Source organism: Candidatus Eisenbacteria bacterium (assembly GCA_026388185.1).
Lineage (GTDB): Bacteria > Eisenbacteria > RBG-16-71-46 > JAFGJU01 > JAFGJU01 > JAPLKG01.
On record JAPLKG010000011.1, the window covers coordinates 276929 to 293774 of the forward strand.

10 protein-coding genes are annotated in these 16846 nt (G+C 57.8%); all 10 read left to right on the forward strand.

The window, feature by feature from the left end:
* Positions 1-44 precede the first annotated feature (44 nt).
* The 10 genes from NTX17_06825 (at position 45) to NTX17_06870 (ending at position 16793) form a co-directional block, all read left to right on the forward strand.
* Complete coding sequence (locus NTX17_06825) at positions 45-995, forward strand: NHL repeat-containing protein (GenBank protein MCX5801085.1); 951 nt, start codon at positions 45-47, stop codon at positions 993-995.
* Entirely contained in the window at positions 973-4533 is a 3561-nt protein-coding gene (locus NTX17_06830) for a hypothetical protein (GenBank protein ID MCX5801086.1), read from the forward strand. The genes NTX17_06825 and NTX17_06830 overlap by 23 nt, the downstream gene beginning before the upstream one ends.
* A 38-nt stretch (positions 4534-4571) precedes the next feature.
* A complete protein-coding gene (locus NTX17_06835; GenBank protein ID MCX5801087.1) occupies positions 4572-6398 on the forward strand; it encodes a BamA/TamA family outer membrane protein in 1827 nt (608 codons plus the stop codon).
* 169 nt (positions 6399-6567) lie between these two features.
* Entirely contained in the window at positions 6568-7857 is a 1290-nt protein-coding gene (gene thiC, locus NTX17_06840; GenBank protein ID MCX5801088.1) for a phosphomethylpyrimidine synthase ThiC, read from the forward strand.
* Positions 7858-7904: 47 nt separating this feature from the next.
* A complete protein-coding gene (locus tag NTX17_06845; protein ID MCX5801089.1) occupies positions 7905-10034 on the forward strand; it encodes a hypothetical protein in 2130 nt (709 codons plus the stop codon).
* The gene (gene hutU, locus NTX17_06850; GenBank protein MCX5801090.1) at positions 10031-11692 is read left to right on the forward strand and encodes a urocanate hydratase; all 1662 of its coding nucleotides are present in this window, start codon (positions 10031-10033) and stop codon (positions 11690-11692) included. Before NTX17_06845 ends, hutU begins: the two co-directional genes overlap by 4 nt.
* Positions 11693-11732: 40 nt before the next feature.
* On the forward strand, positions 11733-13055 hold the full coding sequence (hutI, locus tag NTX17_06855; protein ID MCX5801091.1) for an imidazolonepropionase: 1323 nt from the start codon (positions 11733-11735) through the stop codon (positions 13053-13055).
* Between the two features lie 48 nt (positions 13056-13103).
* Positions 13104-14642 (forward strand): glutamate formimidoyltransferase, encoded by a 1539-nt coding sequence (gene ftcD, locus NTX17_06860; protein ID MCX5801092.1) that lies wholly within the window; start codon positions 13104-13106, stop codon positions 14640-14642.
* A 31-nt stretch (positions 14643-14673) separates the two neighbouring features.
* On the forward strand, positions 14674-15924 hold the full coding sequence (locus tag NTX17_06865; protein ID MCX5801093.1) for a tetratricopeptide repeat protein: 1251 nt from the start codon (positions 14674-14676) through the stop codon (positions 15922-15924).
* On the forward strand, positions 15921-16793 hold the full coding sequence (locus NTX17_06870; GenBank protein ID MCX5801094.1) for a PHP domain-containing protein: 873 nt from the start codon (positions 15921-15923) through the stop codon (positions 16791-16793). The genes NTX17_06865 and NTX17_06870 overlap by 4 nt, the downstream gene beginning before the upstream one ends.
* Positions 16794-16846 lie beyond the last annotated feature (53 nt).

Here is a 16846-nt window from a genome sequence, read left to right on the forward strand (position 1 = left end):
GGTCTTGTGTGTTCCTCCTCAAGCTCCAAAAGTGAGAATTTGCCGTGAAGAGACCGACTGTCGTCCTGCTTTGTGCTCTGCTTACTCTCTCTTGTGCGAGCGAGATGCAGCGTTCGCTGCCCGTTGCGTCCACCCCGGGACGCCCACCGGACGTCAGGCACGCATTCTCGTTTGGGTCCAGTGGCCAGTCACTCGGCCAGTTCAGAACGCCGTCGTCCATTGCAGTCGATTCCTTCGGCAATCTCCTGGTCGCTGACACTGGCAACAACAGAATACAGAAGTTCGACGCATACGGACACTTTCTCCTGGAATTCGGGGGACTCGGCACGGAGGGGGCGGAACTCAATCGCCCTACCGACGCCGTCGAGAACTCTCTGTCCGTCTACGTTGTCGATTCCATGAACGAAAGGGTCCTCGAGTATGGCCCCGAGGGACGCTTCATATCGGTGTGTGTTTCGGGCGAGACGCTGGACGGGTCTGGTAGAGGTTTTGGGCCCAGAAAGTTGGCCTTCTCAGAATCTGGATACGGTTTTCTGACCGACGTGGAAGCCGACGCCGTCATCGTCCTCTCGAAGTTCTGGGAGCCCATTTCTGTGATCGGTGGTTTTGGCAGCGGCGAAGGACATTTTGCGGACCCTCTCGGCATTACTTGCACGCGGGGGGGAGAAGTTCTTGTGTGCGACAGCGGAAATGGAAGGCTACAGATTCTAGACACTCTCGGTAATTTCGTGGCACTGCTCGAAACCTGCTCCGGCAGGGCGTTGTGTGAGCCAGTCGACGTGGACGCTGGGCCTGATGGAAGTCTCTACGTCGTGGATCGGCTCGGGAAAAGGGTGTTGGTTTTCAACTCTGACAGGACGTTCAGGTGCGAAATACCAGGCTCAGATGGGCCCTCGTTGGTCTCTCCGTGTGCGGTGGCTGCTTCGTCGAAAGGAATCGTCTACATAGTAGACGGCGGCGCTGATGTCGTACATGCCTTCGAGACTAAGAGATAGCTTCCGGCCACATGTACTGCCTGAAGCGGCGAACGAGCGTTCGAAGAGGGGAGAGGTACGAATTCTGCCCTTCCTGTCCGTTCTCGTTCTCTTGGCCGTGCTCGTCGTGCGGCCCGTGCGTTGTCTTTCAGAGGACGCAGTTTCGTCTCTGCCCTGCGCAGAGCCTGACAGCGTCTCGTGCGACAGCTCGTCCGCGGCCTCGTCGCTTGTTTCGTGCTCCACTCCTGACGCGTCCAGCAGAATCGCTGTCTACAGATTTCCGTCGCAGGTCCGGCGCCTCAAGCTCCCGGACACAAACATCTTTGTTGGGAGCGAGCGAGTCAGCGTCGACGGAAGATCTCTCTCGAGGAACTCCTACTTTCTGGACTGCGGAAAAGGTGAGCTCTTTCTGAGCGAGCCCGTGCCTCCCGTTGCAGAGATAAGAGTCGAGTACCGATACCTTCCCATCTACTTGAAGGGATCTTACTGCTTGCGTCTGCCCGGCGCCGTTGCCCGTTTGGGTGAAGAAGGGGCGACTTCTCTTGCGACGGCTGCCGGGGAAGGGAACCCCATCCAGAGAGAGCTGAGGGAGGAAGGAACAAGGAGTGCTTCAAGCGGGCTCAGGTTGAGAGGGACAAAGACGCTTTCGCTGGAGGTCGGCTCCAACCGCGATGCCACGCTGAGGCAGTCACTTGATATGAACGTGACAGGCGAGATTTCGAAGGGGCTAAGCCTGACGGCCGTTCTCACGGACAGGGACCTTCCGATACAAGCCGAAGGGAGAACGGAGGCACTAAACGAACTTGATGAGATCAGAGTCGAATTGCAGTCTCAGGAATTCAAGGCGGCACTCGGAGACTGCAATTTCGTTTTGGACGGGGCCTCCCTGGTAAACGTCTCTCGGAAACTCGAGGGCGCGCAGGCCAGAGGGACAGTCAAGGGATTGGACGTCGTGCTGGCCGGGAGCACGCTGAAGGGCAAATGGGTGACAAGAGATTTCCTGGGAATGGAGGGGAGGCAGGGCGCGTATCAGTTGACGACGGACGCCGGCGCTTCGTGTGTTGTGATTGCAGGCACGGAGAAGGTATGGCTTGACGGCGTCAGTCTAAGAAGGGGAGAGAGTGCCGACTATTGGATTGACTACGGCTCAGGGAAACTCTACTTCACAAATCGCAGACCTATCACCGGGTACTCCAGAATATCGGTGGAATACGAATACGCAACCGGCGACTACGAGAAGAATTTCTACGCTGCCGGAGCGGGCACCAATCTCAGCGGCGGGTTGGGAAGAGTGGAGTTCTTGGTCGTTTCCGAAGGAGATCAGAAGGCGTTGGAGGCGGGTTCCTTGACTGATGAGGAAGAGAGGATGCTGAAAGAGTTGGGAGATGCTCCGTCAAACGGAACCGTCGAAGGCGCAATCTACGTGGGCGGCGGGAATGGGGACTACGAGCTGATCTCAGATGACTCGACCGGCACCGAATTCTTCAGGTTCGTGTCCGAAGGCGGCGGTTCTTACCTGGTCAGTTTCATCGACGTGGGCGAGAACAACGGATCCTACTTCGCGACGGCGGACACGACCGGCAAGGTTTATTACGCCTACGCGGGCCTCGGCAACGCCGGGTACCGTCCTGGTAGACGGCTCGTTGCACCCACTTCCAAGAAGGTCGAGGACATGAGGGCCGACGTTTCAGTGGGAGGCTTTGATCTCAAGGGCGAGTTTGCGCTGAGCCAAACCGATCTCAACACTTTTTCCTCGATCGGTGACGACGACAATCTCGGCAAGGCGGGGACGATCTCGCTCAAGAGCGGAGCGAGGGGGATTTCGCTCGGCAGTTTGTCCCTGGGTCGCGTGAGTTTTGAGGGGAACTTCAGATCGATCGACGAGGAGTTTCGTACGTTCGGCAGCATCAACTCACCTTTCGAATACGAGAACTGGGCGCTTGCCGACAGTTCGCTCTTGAACCACGGAGAGAAAAGACTCGAGGCCAGGACCAACTACAGTCCGTGGCAAACCGTCACGCTGGCCTTTCAGCACGGCGAGCTCTCCTCGACTTCGGGAATCGACGCGAGTAGAAACGTCTACTCGTTCGAGCGCGCCGGAAAGTTCTCGGTCTCGGGGCGGATTGAGAAGGCAGCCAGCAACGCAGTGGGTTCGAGCGAAGTCGGCTCCAGCAGAACCGTAAAATCACTGGGTTCGCGCGTCGGTGGCTGGAACGTCGTTCCTTCCATCAGCTACTATTCGGAAGTCAAAGAAAACGATGACGGGACAGGAGTGATGGCAGAAGAGGTCGGAGGCGGACTCTCCTCTGCGTGGAGAGCTCCGCTGTCCGTGAAGATCGAGGAGAGATACAGGATAGAGTATCTGGGCACCAGGGCGAACCGCACGAGAAGCTACGATGCCATCACGCATTCACTGGGAATGGAGATAAACAGGTGGAGATCGGTGAGCGCCTCGTGTGAGTACTCGGTTCGCGACCTGAACGGCTACAACGGTCTCGAAAGCGTGCGAACAGAGCTTGGGAAGCTCTTCGTTTCGCAGAGCACGCCCTCCGGCAAGTTGAGCTACGAGATCAACCATCTTGTCACGACTCTGAATATGCAGTCCAGGACGAAGAACATCGTCTATGTCGGCCAGAACGGGGGAAGCTACGACAGCACGGGTACCTTCAGGGGGAGAGGCGACTACGACGTTGAGATAATCGACCTTGCTTCTTCGGCGCTGAGCGCGGACGCCACAACGAGCGCCACTCTTGCGCTGAAGCCGTTTCGAGGAATGGAGAAAAACTCCCCCTTGAAAGGAATCTTGGAGGGCCTTTCGTCCTCCAGCCTCTTCAGATCTTCCGGGACGCTTCGAGGCGCGCCCGGGCCTTTCTCTCTGCTAGTCAGTCCCATGTACACCGAGTCCCCGGACGCAATCAGAAGCGACGGACTCATCCGTGAAGAGCTGGAGATGACGTCTTTCTCGAAGAAGGTGGCGTTGAGGTACCGCTACGAGCTGTCCAGGAGTGTGTACCACCAGTACGAGAACGTGTTGGAGAGATCGATGGAGTCGAGGCAGGGTGTGAGGCTGCGTGGCGAAGCGGGGCGAGCCCTGACTGTGGAACTGGAACAACTCTGGCGTGATAGGGGCAGAGAGGTGCTGCTGAAGGGGGGCACGCCGGTTGCGAGTGAGGCCGTCGGGACGGAGACTAGCCTTGATTTGAAATATCTTCCCGTGAGGGCAATCGAATTGTCGCTCTCCGGCTCGATCTCCGGGCTCAGGGACGCGGATACCGGAGGCAACGTGAGGGTCTCCAAGTTCTCGCCGTCCGCCACCTACGGAGCCGGCAGGTCCACCCGCGCGAGGCTGGCGCTTACACTGTCCTCGTACGCCGGAGACGTGGGCGTGCTTGCCGTCGGGACCGCGGGAGCCTTTGTTTCACCCAACAGAGTGGAGATCGTCTTCTCCGTCGATCACACTGCCGGGCAACATCTCACTATTTCATCAAGCGTGAGTTCTCGAAAGAGCACGGAGAATGTTGTGACGGACGGCCGCGTCGAAATGAGGGCGTACTTCTAGCGACGGCGGAGTACGAAATTCGGGAGTTACAGCGAACGATGAATGCGCAGCACGTTATGCCGGATCGTGAGAACGAGCAAACGAGGCGTGAGAAGACCGGATTGATTCTGTCTGCCGCGCTCCTGATTCTCGTCTTGCTAGTGAGCGCGGGGCTCCCTCGGGCGGCATCGGGGGTTCCGGCAGGCGGCAAGGGCGCGCCACGTAGGAGTCCGGTGGAGATGGTGTTCTTCGGGAACACGATTCTCAGTAGTTCCTCGCTTCGTTCCTCATGCGCAGTCTCGGGAGATCTTTCGGAACAGGAGATGAGTGCGAAAGTCTCGCAACGTGTCCTCGCAGCGTACAGGGACATTGGCTACCTGGACGCCGCGGTCGAAAGCACCTCGGTCTCGAAAACAAGCGGGGGGAACAGACTGGTGGTTCACGTGCGCGAGGGTCAATCGACGAGGATAGGTTCCTTCAGATTCGTCGGCAACAGACATTTTTCTTCCACGGAGCTTGTTGCCGCGAGCGGGCTGCGAGAGGGAATGACGCTGACCGGTGGCTTACTCGACGCGGCTCTCGAGAGGATCGTGGGCCACCTTGCCGACCGGGGCTTTCCGTTTGCCGCCGCAAAGATCGGTGACTTTAGTTTGGATGACCGCAGTCTCGACTTTGTCTTCATGGTTGACGAGGGTCCGCTCTGTACCGTGGGTGATGTGTCGCTGGAAAACTCCGGGGCCCTGAACTCGAAGGCCTTGAGAAGGGCACTGGGCGTCAGGTTGGGAGAAGAGTACTCTGAGAAGGACCTCAGGCGTGGCCTGAGCTATTTGAAGAGGACCGGCCTCTTCACGGGAGTGGGAGAACCGGTGGTGGCGATCTCCGCCCAGGAGGGACAGCCGTTTCGTGAAGCGACTGACGAAAGCAAAGTGAGGATCACAATACCGGTTCGAGAAAAGAAAACGACGTCGGTTTCCGGAGCCGTCGGTTTCAGAGGTCGGACGAATGAAGTGACGGGAGGGCTCTCGCTCTCGCTGCTCAACATAGCCCGTACCGGAAGAAGTGCGAAGGCAGGGTGGGAGGCCACAGGCGGAAACGTGTCAAATTTCCATTTCTCTTACGCAGAGCCCTGGGTCATGGGTCTGCCCTTTACCTCTGCGGTCTCCTTCGAGCAGGTCGTGAGAGACACGTTCTACGCGCACACGGCTGTCGGTGTCGTACTCAAGGTGCCGATGAGCTCGCTGGTTTCCGGCGAGATAGGCGCGAACTTTGAAAAGGGTCTCAACACGGAGGGAACCAGAACCAGGACTTCCCGACTTGCCTGGCTCGGAGGTATTGAGCTTTTGTCGGGAGGCTCGAGCTGGAGCTCGGAGAACTCTTTTCTTGCCACGCTGGAGGGAACCAGAGGGGAAAAGAAGATTGCGTATCTCTCAGAAAGCCGAACTGAGAAGGAAGTCTTCTCGACCCTGACGGGCAGGGTGTTCCTCCAGAGGAGGCTCAAGGGCAGTCAAATCGCTCTCGTGGACGTCAAAGCTTCTGCCATTCTGGAAGGAAGACAACTCGCCACTCAGGACGAGCTTTTCGCTCTCGGCGGGAAGAGAACGCTGAGAGGCTACTCGGAACGGCAGTTTCTTGCCCAGACAGTGGGCTCGGTTCAATTCGAATATGGTCTTGCCGTCGGCGAGGACGGCGGTAGGGTGTTTGGTTTTCTGGATTGCGGGTATGCCTCGACCCAAGCCCTCTCCACGGCTGCAAGGTTTCACACCGGCTACGGCATAGGCCTCAGGGTTCCGTCGCCAATAGGTCTGGCAGGCATAGACTTCGGCCTTCCTTCGGGCGAGTCCCTCGGCTCCGGAAAGATTCACGTGGGGCTCGAAGGAACATTCTAGTCCGTGGCACGAGCCTCAATAGGAGGCGTGTCGCACGGAGGGGTGGCTCCGGGGCTGATGGAATCTACCGCTCCTTGACTTCGCGGAATTTCGGAGGTATAGTCGGTTTTTGGTACGCGGTGTGGTGGTGTGGGTTTGTGCGAATGGAAACGTGAAAGGACGTGAGGAGATGAACCAAATCGACGCTGCCTTCAAGGGAAGCGTGACCCCTGAAATAGAGATGACTTCGATCTCCGAGAGGGTTCCGGTCGAGAGAATCCTCGAGGGTCTGCGGTCGGGACGAATCGTCATACCCAAGAACGGACGGAAGGAGCTGAAGAAGCCCTGCGGCATAGGGGAAGGCTTAAGAACCAAGATCAACGCCAACATTGGGACGTCACCGGACGAATCGGACCTTCAGACGGAGCTTTGTAAGCTTAAGGTCGCCGTTGAGGCGGGAGCCGACGCGGTCATGGACCTGAGCACCGGCGGTGACTTGAGGGAAGTGAGGACGGCCATAGTTTCCAAGTGTGACGTGCCCCTGGGAAGCGTTCCAGTCTATGAGGCCGCGGTGCTTGCCCAGTGTTCCGGAAGGAAATTTGCCGACATGAGCGGAGACGAGATGCTGGCCGCCGTGGAGCTTCACGCGAGAGACGGAGTGGATTTTGTCACCGTCCACTGCGGGGTAACCCATTCCGTCATGGAAATGGCGAGAAAGGCGACGCGGGTTACCGACGTCGTCAGCAGGGGCGGAGCGCTCCTCCTCGAATGGATGCACGCCAACGGAGAGGAGAATCCCTTCTACTCGAGATTCGACGATCTCCTGGACATCGCAAGGAAGTATGACCTGACGCTGAGCCTGGGGGACGGCATGAGGCCGGGCTGCCTGGCCGACGCAAACGATACCGCCCAGTTCGGGGAACTCCTGGTCATAGGTGAGCTTGTGCGCAGGGCCCGTAGGGCCAGGGTGCAGGTGATAGTCGAAGGGCCGGGACACGTTCCTATCCATCTTATCGAATCAAACGTGGTGCTTGAGAAGAGCACGTGCGACGGTGCTCCGTTCTACGTTCTCGGCCCCCTCGTTACGGACGTGGCGCCGGGATACGATCACATTGTTGGAGCAATAGGCGGGGCGCTGGCTGCCGCAAAGGGAGCGGACTTCCTGTGCTACGTGACGCCGTCGGAGCACCTGAGGCTTCCTTCTGTGGAGGACGTGAAAGTCGGCGTGATCGCATCGAGGATTGCCGCGCATGCTGCAGACGTAGCGAGGGGAGTGCCTGGTGCCGCTGATTGGGACAAGAGTATGTCGGAAGCAAGACGGGCGCTCGATTGGGAGAAAGAACTGGCGATCGCCATTGACCCGGAACGCGCCAAAGCTGTTCGGGCATCCAGTCCTCCGAAGAATCCCGATCTCTGCACGATGTGCGCCGATTTCTGCGCGATGAAGAAGAGCTCTCCAGTCTTCAGAAACAAGAGTTGACGTCTACGCTGATATGGCACAATTCTGTGAGCGAAAGGAACCCGGCCTTGCGCCTTGGTCTACCAGAGATAGAAGACATCTTTGGGCCTGGTGGAAAACTCTCGAGAGAGATAGCTGAGTATGAGATCAGGCCTCAGCAGAGTGAGTATGCAAGTCAGGTGCTCGGTGTTTTGAAGGACGGCGGGTCTCTGCTGATCGAGGCCGCCACGGGTGTGGGGAAGTCCCTCGGTTACCTCATCCCTTCCGTCGCCGTGTCGCTTTCCAGACAATCCCCCGTAATCATCTCCACGAACACGAAGAACCTTCAGGAACAGTTGATCAACAACGACGTTCCCATAGCTGCCGGGATTCTCGGGAGAGGGTTCACCGCGGCGGTATTGAAAGGAAGGGGCAATTATCTCTGTCTGAGAAAATGGCGGCAGATCCTGGAAGGCGACAGGAACAAGAGGATGGAGGCCTTTGTCGAGACCATCTCGTCGAGCCTCTCGGGCTTTCCTTCCGGCGACCTGGCTGAGATCGGTTGCTCGAAAGACTTTTCTCTCTGGGAAAGGGTGGCGTCGGATCCTACGACCTGTCTTTCTTCGGCGTGTGCACAAGCCGGCAACTGCTACTGGCGAAAAGCCAAGAGAAGAGCCTCGCAGGCCGACGTGGTCATAGTGAATCATTCGTTGCTGTTTTCGGACGTTGGTTGCGAGCGCACTCTGCTTCCCGAGCACGACACAATTATCTTGGACGAAGCGCACAACGTGGAGAGGGTTGCGACCGAGCACTTCGGAGTCGAAGTGACCGGCGCGCGGGCAAAGAGGGAAGTGGGAAGGCTCGTCTCGACCGGCGGGCTTTTTCAGTCTGTCAGAAGAAAGCTGGGCCGCAGGCTTCCCAAATTGAGGAGACTCGCGATTTCGTCCAAGATTCAGGAAATCGAGAGAACGCTCGAAGAATTTTCCGGCGTGAGCGAGAGAGCATTCTCTCGCCTTTCCGAGCTCATGCAGGCGATGGGCGTGTGCAACTCGGTTCGTTTCGGAGACGAGAGGCTTTCTCTCCCCGGCGCTTTTCAAGAGATGACCTTTGCATGTTCGAGGGTCGAAGAGCTTCTGAACGGCCTCCTCTCGAGCGTCAAAGAGAACGGGGAGCTCATCAAGGACACGGAAGAGCTCGCTGCCGAGATCGCAGGGGCGAGCGAACGTTGGAGGAGTCTGACCTCGAACCTCGTATTCTTGTGGGAGGCGTCTCGATCCGAGTTCGTCTACTGGGTGGAACAGAGGCACGGTGAGGATCTAGCTCTGAAAGCCTGTCCGGTGTGGGTGAAGGACGAGATGCGCGAGCATGTGTTTTCTCAGTTGCGAGCCCTCGTGCTTACCTCTGCAACGATGGCGGTGGCCGGCAGCCTCGATCATTTCATGTTCAGGATGGGACTGGAGGGAGACTATCAACCCCGCTGTGCAGTGATTGATTCGCCCTTCGATTACAAGCGTCAGGTGACGGTTAGTGTGCCCTACGATTTTGTTGACCCAAGGCACGAGCAGTTTGCGTCTTCCACGAGCGAACTGCTGACGAGGTTGTTGGATGCGGCTCCCTACAAGGCGTTGGTGCTCTTCACCGCCTACGATATGCTTGGGCAAGTCTACGCGATGATTGCCGAGCCGTTGAGAGAGAAGGGTTTCTCCGTCTTGGGCCAGGGCTTGAACGGTGCGCGTTCTCAACTCATCGAATCATTCAAGTCGTCGCGAAAGGCCGTTCTACTGGGTACGTCCAGCTTCTGGGAAGGAATCGACCTGCCCGGAGAGGCCCTGGAGATGGTTATTGTGGTTCGGCTTCCCTTTCCCGTACCCGACGAGCCGCTCGTGCTCGCGCGTTGTGAGTCTCTTCTGGCCGAAGGAAGGGACCCGTTCAAAGAGTACTTTCTGCCTGAGGCAGTCATCAGATTGCGACAGGGCTTCGGCAGACTCATCAGAAGAAAAACCGACAGAGGGGCAGTGATAATACTCGACCCAAGGATTACAAGATCGAGCTACGGCTCGGTTTTTGTCAGGTCGCTGCCCGGCGTAGTAGAGCCGTGCGCCACGAGCGAACTGCCTGGCAGGATCTCGGCCTGGTTCGGCAAGGCGGCAGAAGAGAAATCCACGCGCCCGAGGAATCACACGCAGAAGAAGACCGGAAAGAGAGGTCGAGAGGAATGAATAGAGAGATCAAAGCTCCCAGGGGGCCGGAGATTTCCTGTAAGGGATGGCAACAGGAGGCGGCGCTCCGAATGCTGATGAATAACTTGGACAAGGACGTCGCCGAGAAACCCGACGAACTCGTGGTCTATGGAGCAAGCGGAAAGGCCGCGAGAAATTGGGAGTGCTTCGACGCGATAGTGCGCGAGCTAAAGAAGCTCGAGAACGACGAGACTCTCCTTGTCCAGTCCGGAAAACCAGTAGGCGTGTTCAAGACACACGAAATGGCGCCGCGCGTTCTCATCTCCAACGCAATGCTTGTGCCTGCTTGGGCGACTCTCGAGAAGTTCTGGGAGCTCGAAGCCAAAGGCCTCACGATGTACGGGCAGATGACGGCGGGAAGCTGGATTTACATAGGTACTCAGGGCATACTCCAGGGGACCTTCGAAACGCTTGCCGAATGCGCAAGGCAGCATTTTGGGGCGGACCTGGAGGGCAAGTTGGTGCTGACCGCCGGAATGGGTGGAATGAGCGGAGCGCAGCCCCTCGCCGTAACGATGAACGGTGGCGTGTGTCTGGACGTGGAGGTTGACCCCGCCAAGGTCGAGAGGAGGCTAAAGGCGGGCTACTGCGACATGACGGTGAATGACCTGGACGAGGCGCTCAATCTCTGTGAGTCGGCCTTGAAGAGCCGGAAAGCCCTGTCCGTGGGACTTGTGGGCAACGCCTGCGAGATTCACCCGGAGATCGCCAAACGGGGGGTCGTGCCGGACGTCGTCACGGATCAGACTTCGGCGCACGACCCGCTTGAGGGATACGTACCTGGTGCGATGACCCTTTCAGAGGCGGGCGAGTTGAGGAAGAAAGCCCCCGAGGAGTACGTGAAGAGAGCGATCGAGTCCATGGGCATTCAGGTCGAAGCAATGCTCAAGATGAAACAGGGGGGCTCGGTTCTCTTTGACTACGGCAACAACCTCAGGGCACAGGCCCTCAAAGCCGGGGTAAAGGATGCGTTCTCCTATCCCGGGTTTGTACAGGCTTACGTGCGGCCACTATTCTGCAGGGGTAAGGGTCCGTTCAGGTGGGTGGCCCTATCCGGTGACCCGAAGGACATCCACAAGACCGACGACGTGATACTCAAAGAATTTCCAGACGACAGGATTCTCAAGAGGTGGATTCCCCTGGCCAGCGGGCGCGTCAAGTTCCAGGGTCTGCCTGCGCGCATTTGCTGGCTTGGTTACGGAGAGCGAGCGCGGTTCGGCCGAGTCATCAATCGGATGGTGCGAAGCGGGGAGATCTCGTGTCCCATAGTGATTGGAAGAGATCACCTGGATAGTGGCTCCGTTGCCTCTCCTTACAGGGAAACCGAAGGAATGAAAGACGGAAGCGATGCCATAGCTGACTGGCCGATACTGAACGCTCTTCTGAATGTCTCTTCAGGCGCGTCCTGGGTGTCGGTACATCATGGCGGGGGAGTGGGAATCGGAAACTCCATCCACGCCGGCATGGTGATCGTGGCAGACGGAACCGAGAGCGCGGACAAGAGGCTTGAGCTTGTTCTGACCAACGATCCCGGGATCGGAGTAGCGAGACACGCCGACGCCGGCTATGATGAGGCGATGGAATTTGCGGTTGAAAAGGGGCTGAGAGTTCCGATGCTTCCGGCGCGAAAGGAATGAGCGCGTCGAAAACGACAGTCGCGCTCTTGATGCGAGAGGAGTGAGTACTATAGGGACCGCCGATGTCATGATTGTCAACGCCCTGCAGCTTCTCACGCTCAGGCCGGACGCGAAAGGCTCTCCAAGATCCGGCCGGCAAATGGAGGAGCTTGGAATAATCGAGAACGGGGGCCTGGCGATAGCGGACGGGAAGATCACTCAGGTCGGCAAGACGGAGGACGTTCTCAGGGGCAACGGGCTTTCGCCGCACGGTGAGATCATCGACGCCGCCGGCAGGGTCGTGACCCCCGGGTTCGTCGACTGTCACACTCATGCCATTTTTGCGGGCACTAGAGCTCACGAATTCGAAATGAGACTTCAAGGTCTCTCCTACCTGGAGATTGCCGCTGGGGGAGGCGGCATTCTTTCGAGCGTCAGGGCCTTCAGGGCGGCGTCGAATCAGAGGCTGGAGGAAGAAGGGCTCAAGCGACTTGATAAAATGCTTCAAATGGGGACCACAACGGTCGAAATCAAAAGCGGTTATGGGCTCTCGACGGCTGATGAAACAAGGGCGCTCGAAGTGATCAACGGGCTATCCAAGCGACACCCAATGGGCGTGGTTCCGACCTTCCTCGGGGCTCACGAAATCCCGGAGGAATTCAAGCGAGACAAGGAGGCCTACGTTAGTCTCATCACCGAGGAGCTAATACCTGAGGTTTCGCGCAGGAGACTGGCTCGTTTCTGCGACGTGTTCTGCGAAACGGGCGTGTTCACCGTGGAGCAGTCCGAGCGAATTCTCAACTGTGGAAAGCGACACGGACTGGCGCCGAAGATTCACGCCGAAGAGTTCGCAAGATCGGGCGGCTCCGCCGTCGCAGCGCGCGTAGGCGCAGTGAGTGCCGACCACCTGCTTTGCGCGGAGGAATCCGACATCGATGCCTTGAAGGACGCTGGTGTCATCGCCGTGTTGCTTCCCGGCACTTCGTTCAGCCTTGGTCTGGGGCGCTACGCGCCGGCCAGGAAAATGATGGAGCGGGGTCTTCCGGTCGCCCTCGCCACGGACTGCAACCCCGGTAGCTCGATGACGGAATCTATGCAGATCGTCATCACGCTCGCTTGCGTCGAGATGCGCATGACCGCGGCGGAGGCGATCATCGCCTCCACGATCAATGCAGCCTTTGCAGTCGGGCGTGGCGGCGACTGTGGTTCTCTCGAGACGAGTAAAGAAGCGGACGTCTTGATTCTTGATATGGAAGACTATCGCGAGTTGCCTTATCATTACGGAGTCTCTAACGTGCATCACGTGGTAAAGAATGGTCGGGTGGTTGTACGTTCGGGTGCAATAGTGGCGCGACAGAGAACGGGCGAGGGTCCGTACGCTTAGTCGTTCGCCGTGGCGACTCAGGAAACGCCACGTAAAGGAGGAGGAAAAGTGGCAAGGCTCGTGGAATGCGTACCGAATTTCAGCGAGGGGAAAGACGCCGGCGTCGTGGAGGCGATCGTAAAGGAGATATGTTCGGTTGACGGGGTCAAGCTCCTGGACAAAGAAATGAACGCCGACCACAACAGGGCAGTAATCAGTTTCATCGGTGAGCCCGAGGCGGTCGTGGAGGCCGCTTTCAAAGGCGCGAAGAAGGCCCACGAGCTTATTGACCTCAACAAGCACGAAGGTGAGCATCCCCGCATGGGGGCAACGGATGTAATACCCATTGTTCCGCTCATGAACGTGACGATGTCGGAATGCGTGGAGCTGGCAAAGAGACTTGGCCGACGAATTGGCGAGGAACTTGCTATACCCGTCTTCCTGTATGAAGCCGCAGCCACCAGGCCTGATAGGGAAAATCTGGCTCAAGTCAGGTCGGGCGAGTTCGAGGGTTTGAGAGAGGCTATTGGAAGAGACGCTTGCAGGAAACCGGACTTTGGGCCGGAGCAAATCCATCCAACCGCTGGCGCAGTTGCAGTTGGGGCCAGAATGCCCCTCGTCGCGTTCAACGTCAACTTGGGCACCTCGAACATCTCAATTGCCCGGAACATAGCGAAAGCGATCAGGTTTGCGGACGGCGGCCTGCGCTACGTCAAAGCCCTTGGTTTCGAGCTGAAAGAAATCGGCCTGGTCCAGGTTTCCATGAATTTGGTCAACACGAAGGGAACCCCCATTCACAGGGTCTTTGCTCTAATAAAGTCTGAAGCTGAACGGTATGGAGTGCCGATATTAGGAAGTGAGATAGTGGGGCTGATACCCATGGACGCACTGATTGATGTCGCCGAGCATCATCTGAGACTTGAAGGCTTTGAAAGGGATCAGATTCTCGAGACACGACTTCTCGGCGCAACGGGAAGTGCGGAATCTACCCTGGCTCAGTATGTGGAAGAAGTGGCCGCGCCATCTGCCGTACCGGGAGGAGGGAGTGTGTCCGCCCTCGCGGGTGCTCTTTCGTCTGCGCTTTCGGCGATGGTGTGTGGTCTGACTGTTGGAAAGAAAAGGTATGCCGATGTCTGGGAAGAGATGAAACAGCTCGGAACCGTCTGCGAAACTTCGCGCAAGAAACTGATGAAGCTTGCGGAAGCGGATTCGCGGGCGTTCGAGCAGGTACTGAAGTCCAGACGAGCGCTCAAGGTCAGGCCGGAAGAAACCGCCAGAAGAGAGGCCTTGAGGGTGGCCACGATGAAGGCCATCGACGTGCCTTTGGAAGTCTGTAGGGAGAGCGTGAAGATCCTCGAATACTCTAAGATCGCCGCCGAGAAAGGCAACGTCAACTCTGTGAGCGACGCCGGAGTCAGTGCTTGCATGGCTCACTCCGCGCTCGTCGGAGCCTCGCTCAACGTATTCATAAACCTGGGTTCCGTGGAGGACAAGTCAACGCGGAGCTCTATTCGGCATGAGACCGAAGCTCTGAGAGAGTCGGGGGAAAAGCTTTTCAGGGAAGTGAGCGGCCTCGTTGAAAGCAGGGTACTTTCAGACTTAGGTTGAACCCATCGAGCAGCGAACCGGAGAGCCTAACTTGAACAAGGTCTCGACCATCAAGGCTCAAGCCCAGAAATACCTGTCGAGCGGCAACTATGACAAGGCCCTTGAGGAGTACGAGAAGCTTCTCACGTTGGAAGAAGTCGATCCCTACGACTACGTCCTTGCAGGGGACGTGCACCTCAAGAAGGGGGATACGACAGGGGCCGTGTCTCTGTACCAGAAGGCCGTGGATGCGTACGAGAAACTCGGCCTTTACAAGAATGCGGCTGCCATAGGTAAGAGGGCTCTCCGCCTGGACCCGGGGCTCTCCGAGATGTACAAGCAGCTCGGCAGGATCAGACTCCGCGAAGGTCTTACCACCGAGGCCCTGCAGGATCTCAACAAGTACTACGAAATAAAAATGAGAGAGGGTGACGCCGAGAATGCCACGGTCGCACTCGAATTGGCATGCAAGGCCAGTCCGCAGGACGTGGAGCTCTCCGAGAAGCTCTGCTCCCTGTACGAACAAAGCCAGAGGAACGAGGATGCGGCAAAGGAACTTGCCCGCATTTCAAGAGTACTGAGAGACAGGGGTGATGAGGAGGGGGCGGTGAAGTACCACGAAAGGGCGCTCAACGTGGGCGCAGGGACCCTTTCGGCACCGGAGGGCAAGGATGGGACACGGGGAAGAGAGCCCGTTGCTGAGGCAATGTTCGAGCACGGCGCGAACCCCCTGGCTGAGCCGAGCAGGACTCCGGGTGAGCCGGAGAGGGTCGCGAAGGATACTTCCTTCCCGGTTTCTTCTGACGAGGCTGCTGCCGGATCTCTCACCGTAAAGGACAAGGCTCGGGCAAAGGTCTCGGACGTCAACATAGGTCAGATCCTCAAGCAATTCAAGGCGCAGATGGAGAGCAAGGTCGGGCCTGACGACTACCAGTGCCACTATGACCTGGGAGTCACCTTCAAGGAAATGGGCCTGTACGAAGAGGCGCTGAATGAATTCAGGATGGCCTCGGCGAGTGATGAGTTCAGGGTGAAAGCATTTGAGATGTCCGGTCTCTGCCATCTCGAGATCGGAGAATACGAGGAAGCGCTTGAAGCATTCAACAGAGCCATCAGGCAGAGGTCGAGGGAAGATCCTGACTATCCCGGTTTGTGTTTCAGTGTTGGCACATCATTAGAGGCGTTGGGAAAGACGGAGGAAGCGCTGAAGAGCTTCTCTGAGATCGAGTCGCTCAATCCGGAGTTTCCGGGGCTCAAGAAGAAACTGGAGGCTCTGCGGAACAGGGTCGAGGAGGGGCATTGAGCAGACTTTCTGAAAAACAGAAGAAGAGTCCGGATTCTGGCTACATCGACCTGCATATTCACTCCAACTGCTCGGACAGCCCGCTGTCACCGGGCGAAGTAATCCGCCTTGCGGAGGAGAAAGGTCTCAGGGCCATCGCAGTGACTGACCACGATTCGGTCGCGGGTGTGAAGGAGGCGACTGAGAAGGGTGCCGGGGTCGGAATCGAAGTCATCTCCGGAGTGGAGCTGAGTGTGAGCGACGGCGCGTCCGACATCCACATCCTGGGGTATTTCGTTGACTACGGCGACGAGGAGTTCAGGAACGAGCTTGAGCGCTTCAAGAAAGCGCGGTTCGAGAGAGTCAAGAAGATACTCGCAAAACTGAAGGACCTCGAAGTTGACATCGCACTCGAGTCGGTGCTCAAGATCGCAGACAACGGCTCGCTCGGAAGGCCCCACGTGGCCGAGGCGTTGCTGAACAGCGGATACGTGGACACCTTTGAGGAAGCGTTTCGCAGATACATTGGGCATCGCTCTCCTGCCTACGTTCCCAAGATGCTGCTTTCTCCTGGAGATGCCTTCAGAATAGTGGAAAGGGCCGGGGGAATATCGGTCCTGGCGCATCCCGGCACCGTTCAAAGGGACGACTTGATTCCCGAGTTCGTCGAGCTCGGCATGAAGGGGATCGAAGTCTGGCATCCGAAGCACGACAGGGGTACCGTCAGATATTACATGGAGCTGGCCAAGAGATACGGTCTCGTCGTGACCGGCGGTTCGGATTATCACGGATTCAGGACCGCAAACGCCGGCATCGGCTCGGAGAGAGTGCCTTACTCCGTGCTCGTAAGCCTGAAACAGGCGATCGTCAAGCCGGCCGCCACCGCGTAGGACTCGCTTCCCGCCGCCCGGCAAACCAAGAATCCAAGAGCCCATACTTTGTT

Excerpts from the sequence above, each read along its gene's own strand:
- hutU (MCX5801090.1), top strand. The coding sequence starts at position 10,031 with ATGAATAGAGAGATCAAAGCTCCCAGGGGGCCGGAGATTTCCTGTAAG.
- thiC (MCX5801088.1), top strand. The coding sequence starts at position 6,568 with ATGAACCAAATCGACGCTGCCTTCAAGGGAAGCGTGACCCCTGAAATA.
- NTX17_06835 (MCX5801087.1), top strand. The coding sequence starts at position 4,572 with ATGAATGCGCAGCACGTTATGCCGGATCGTGAGAACGAGCAAACGAGG.
- NTX17_06830 (MCX5801086.1), top strand. The coding sequence starts at position 973 with ATGCCTTCGAGACTAAGAGATAGCTTCCGGCCACATGTACTGCCTGAA.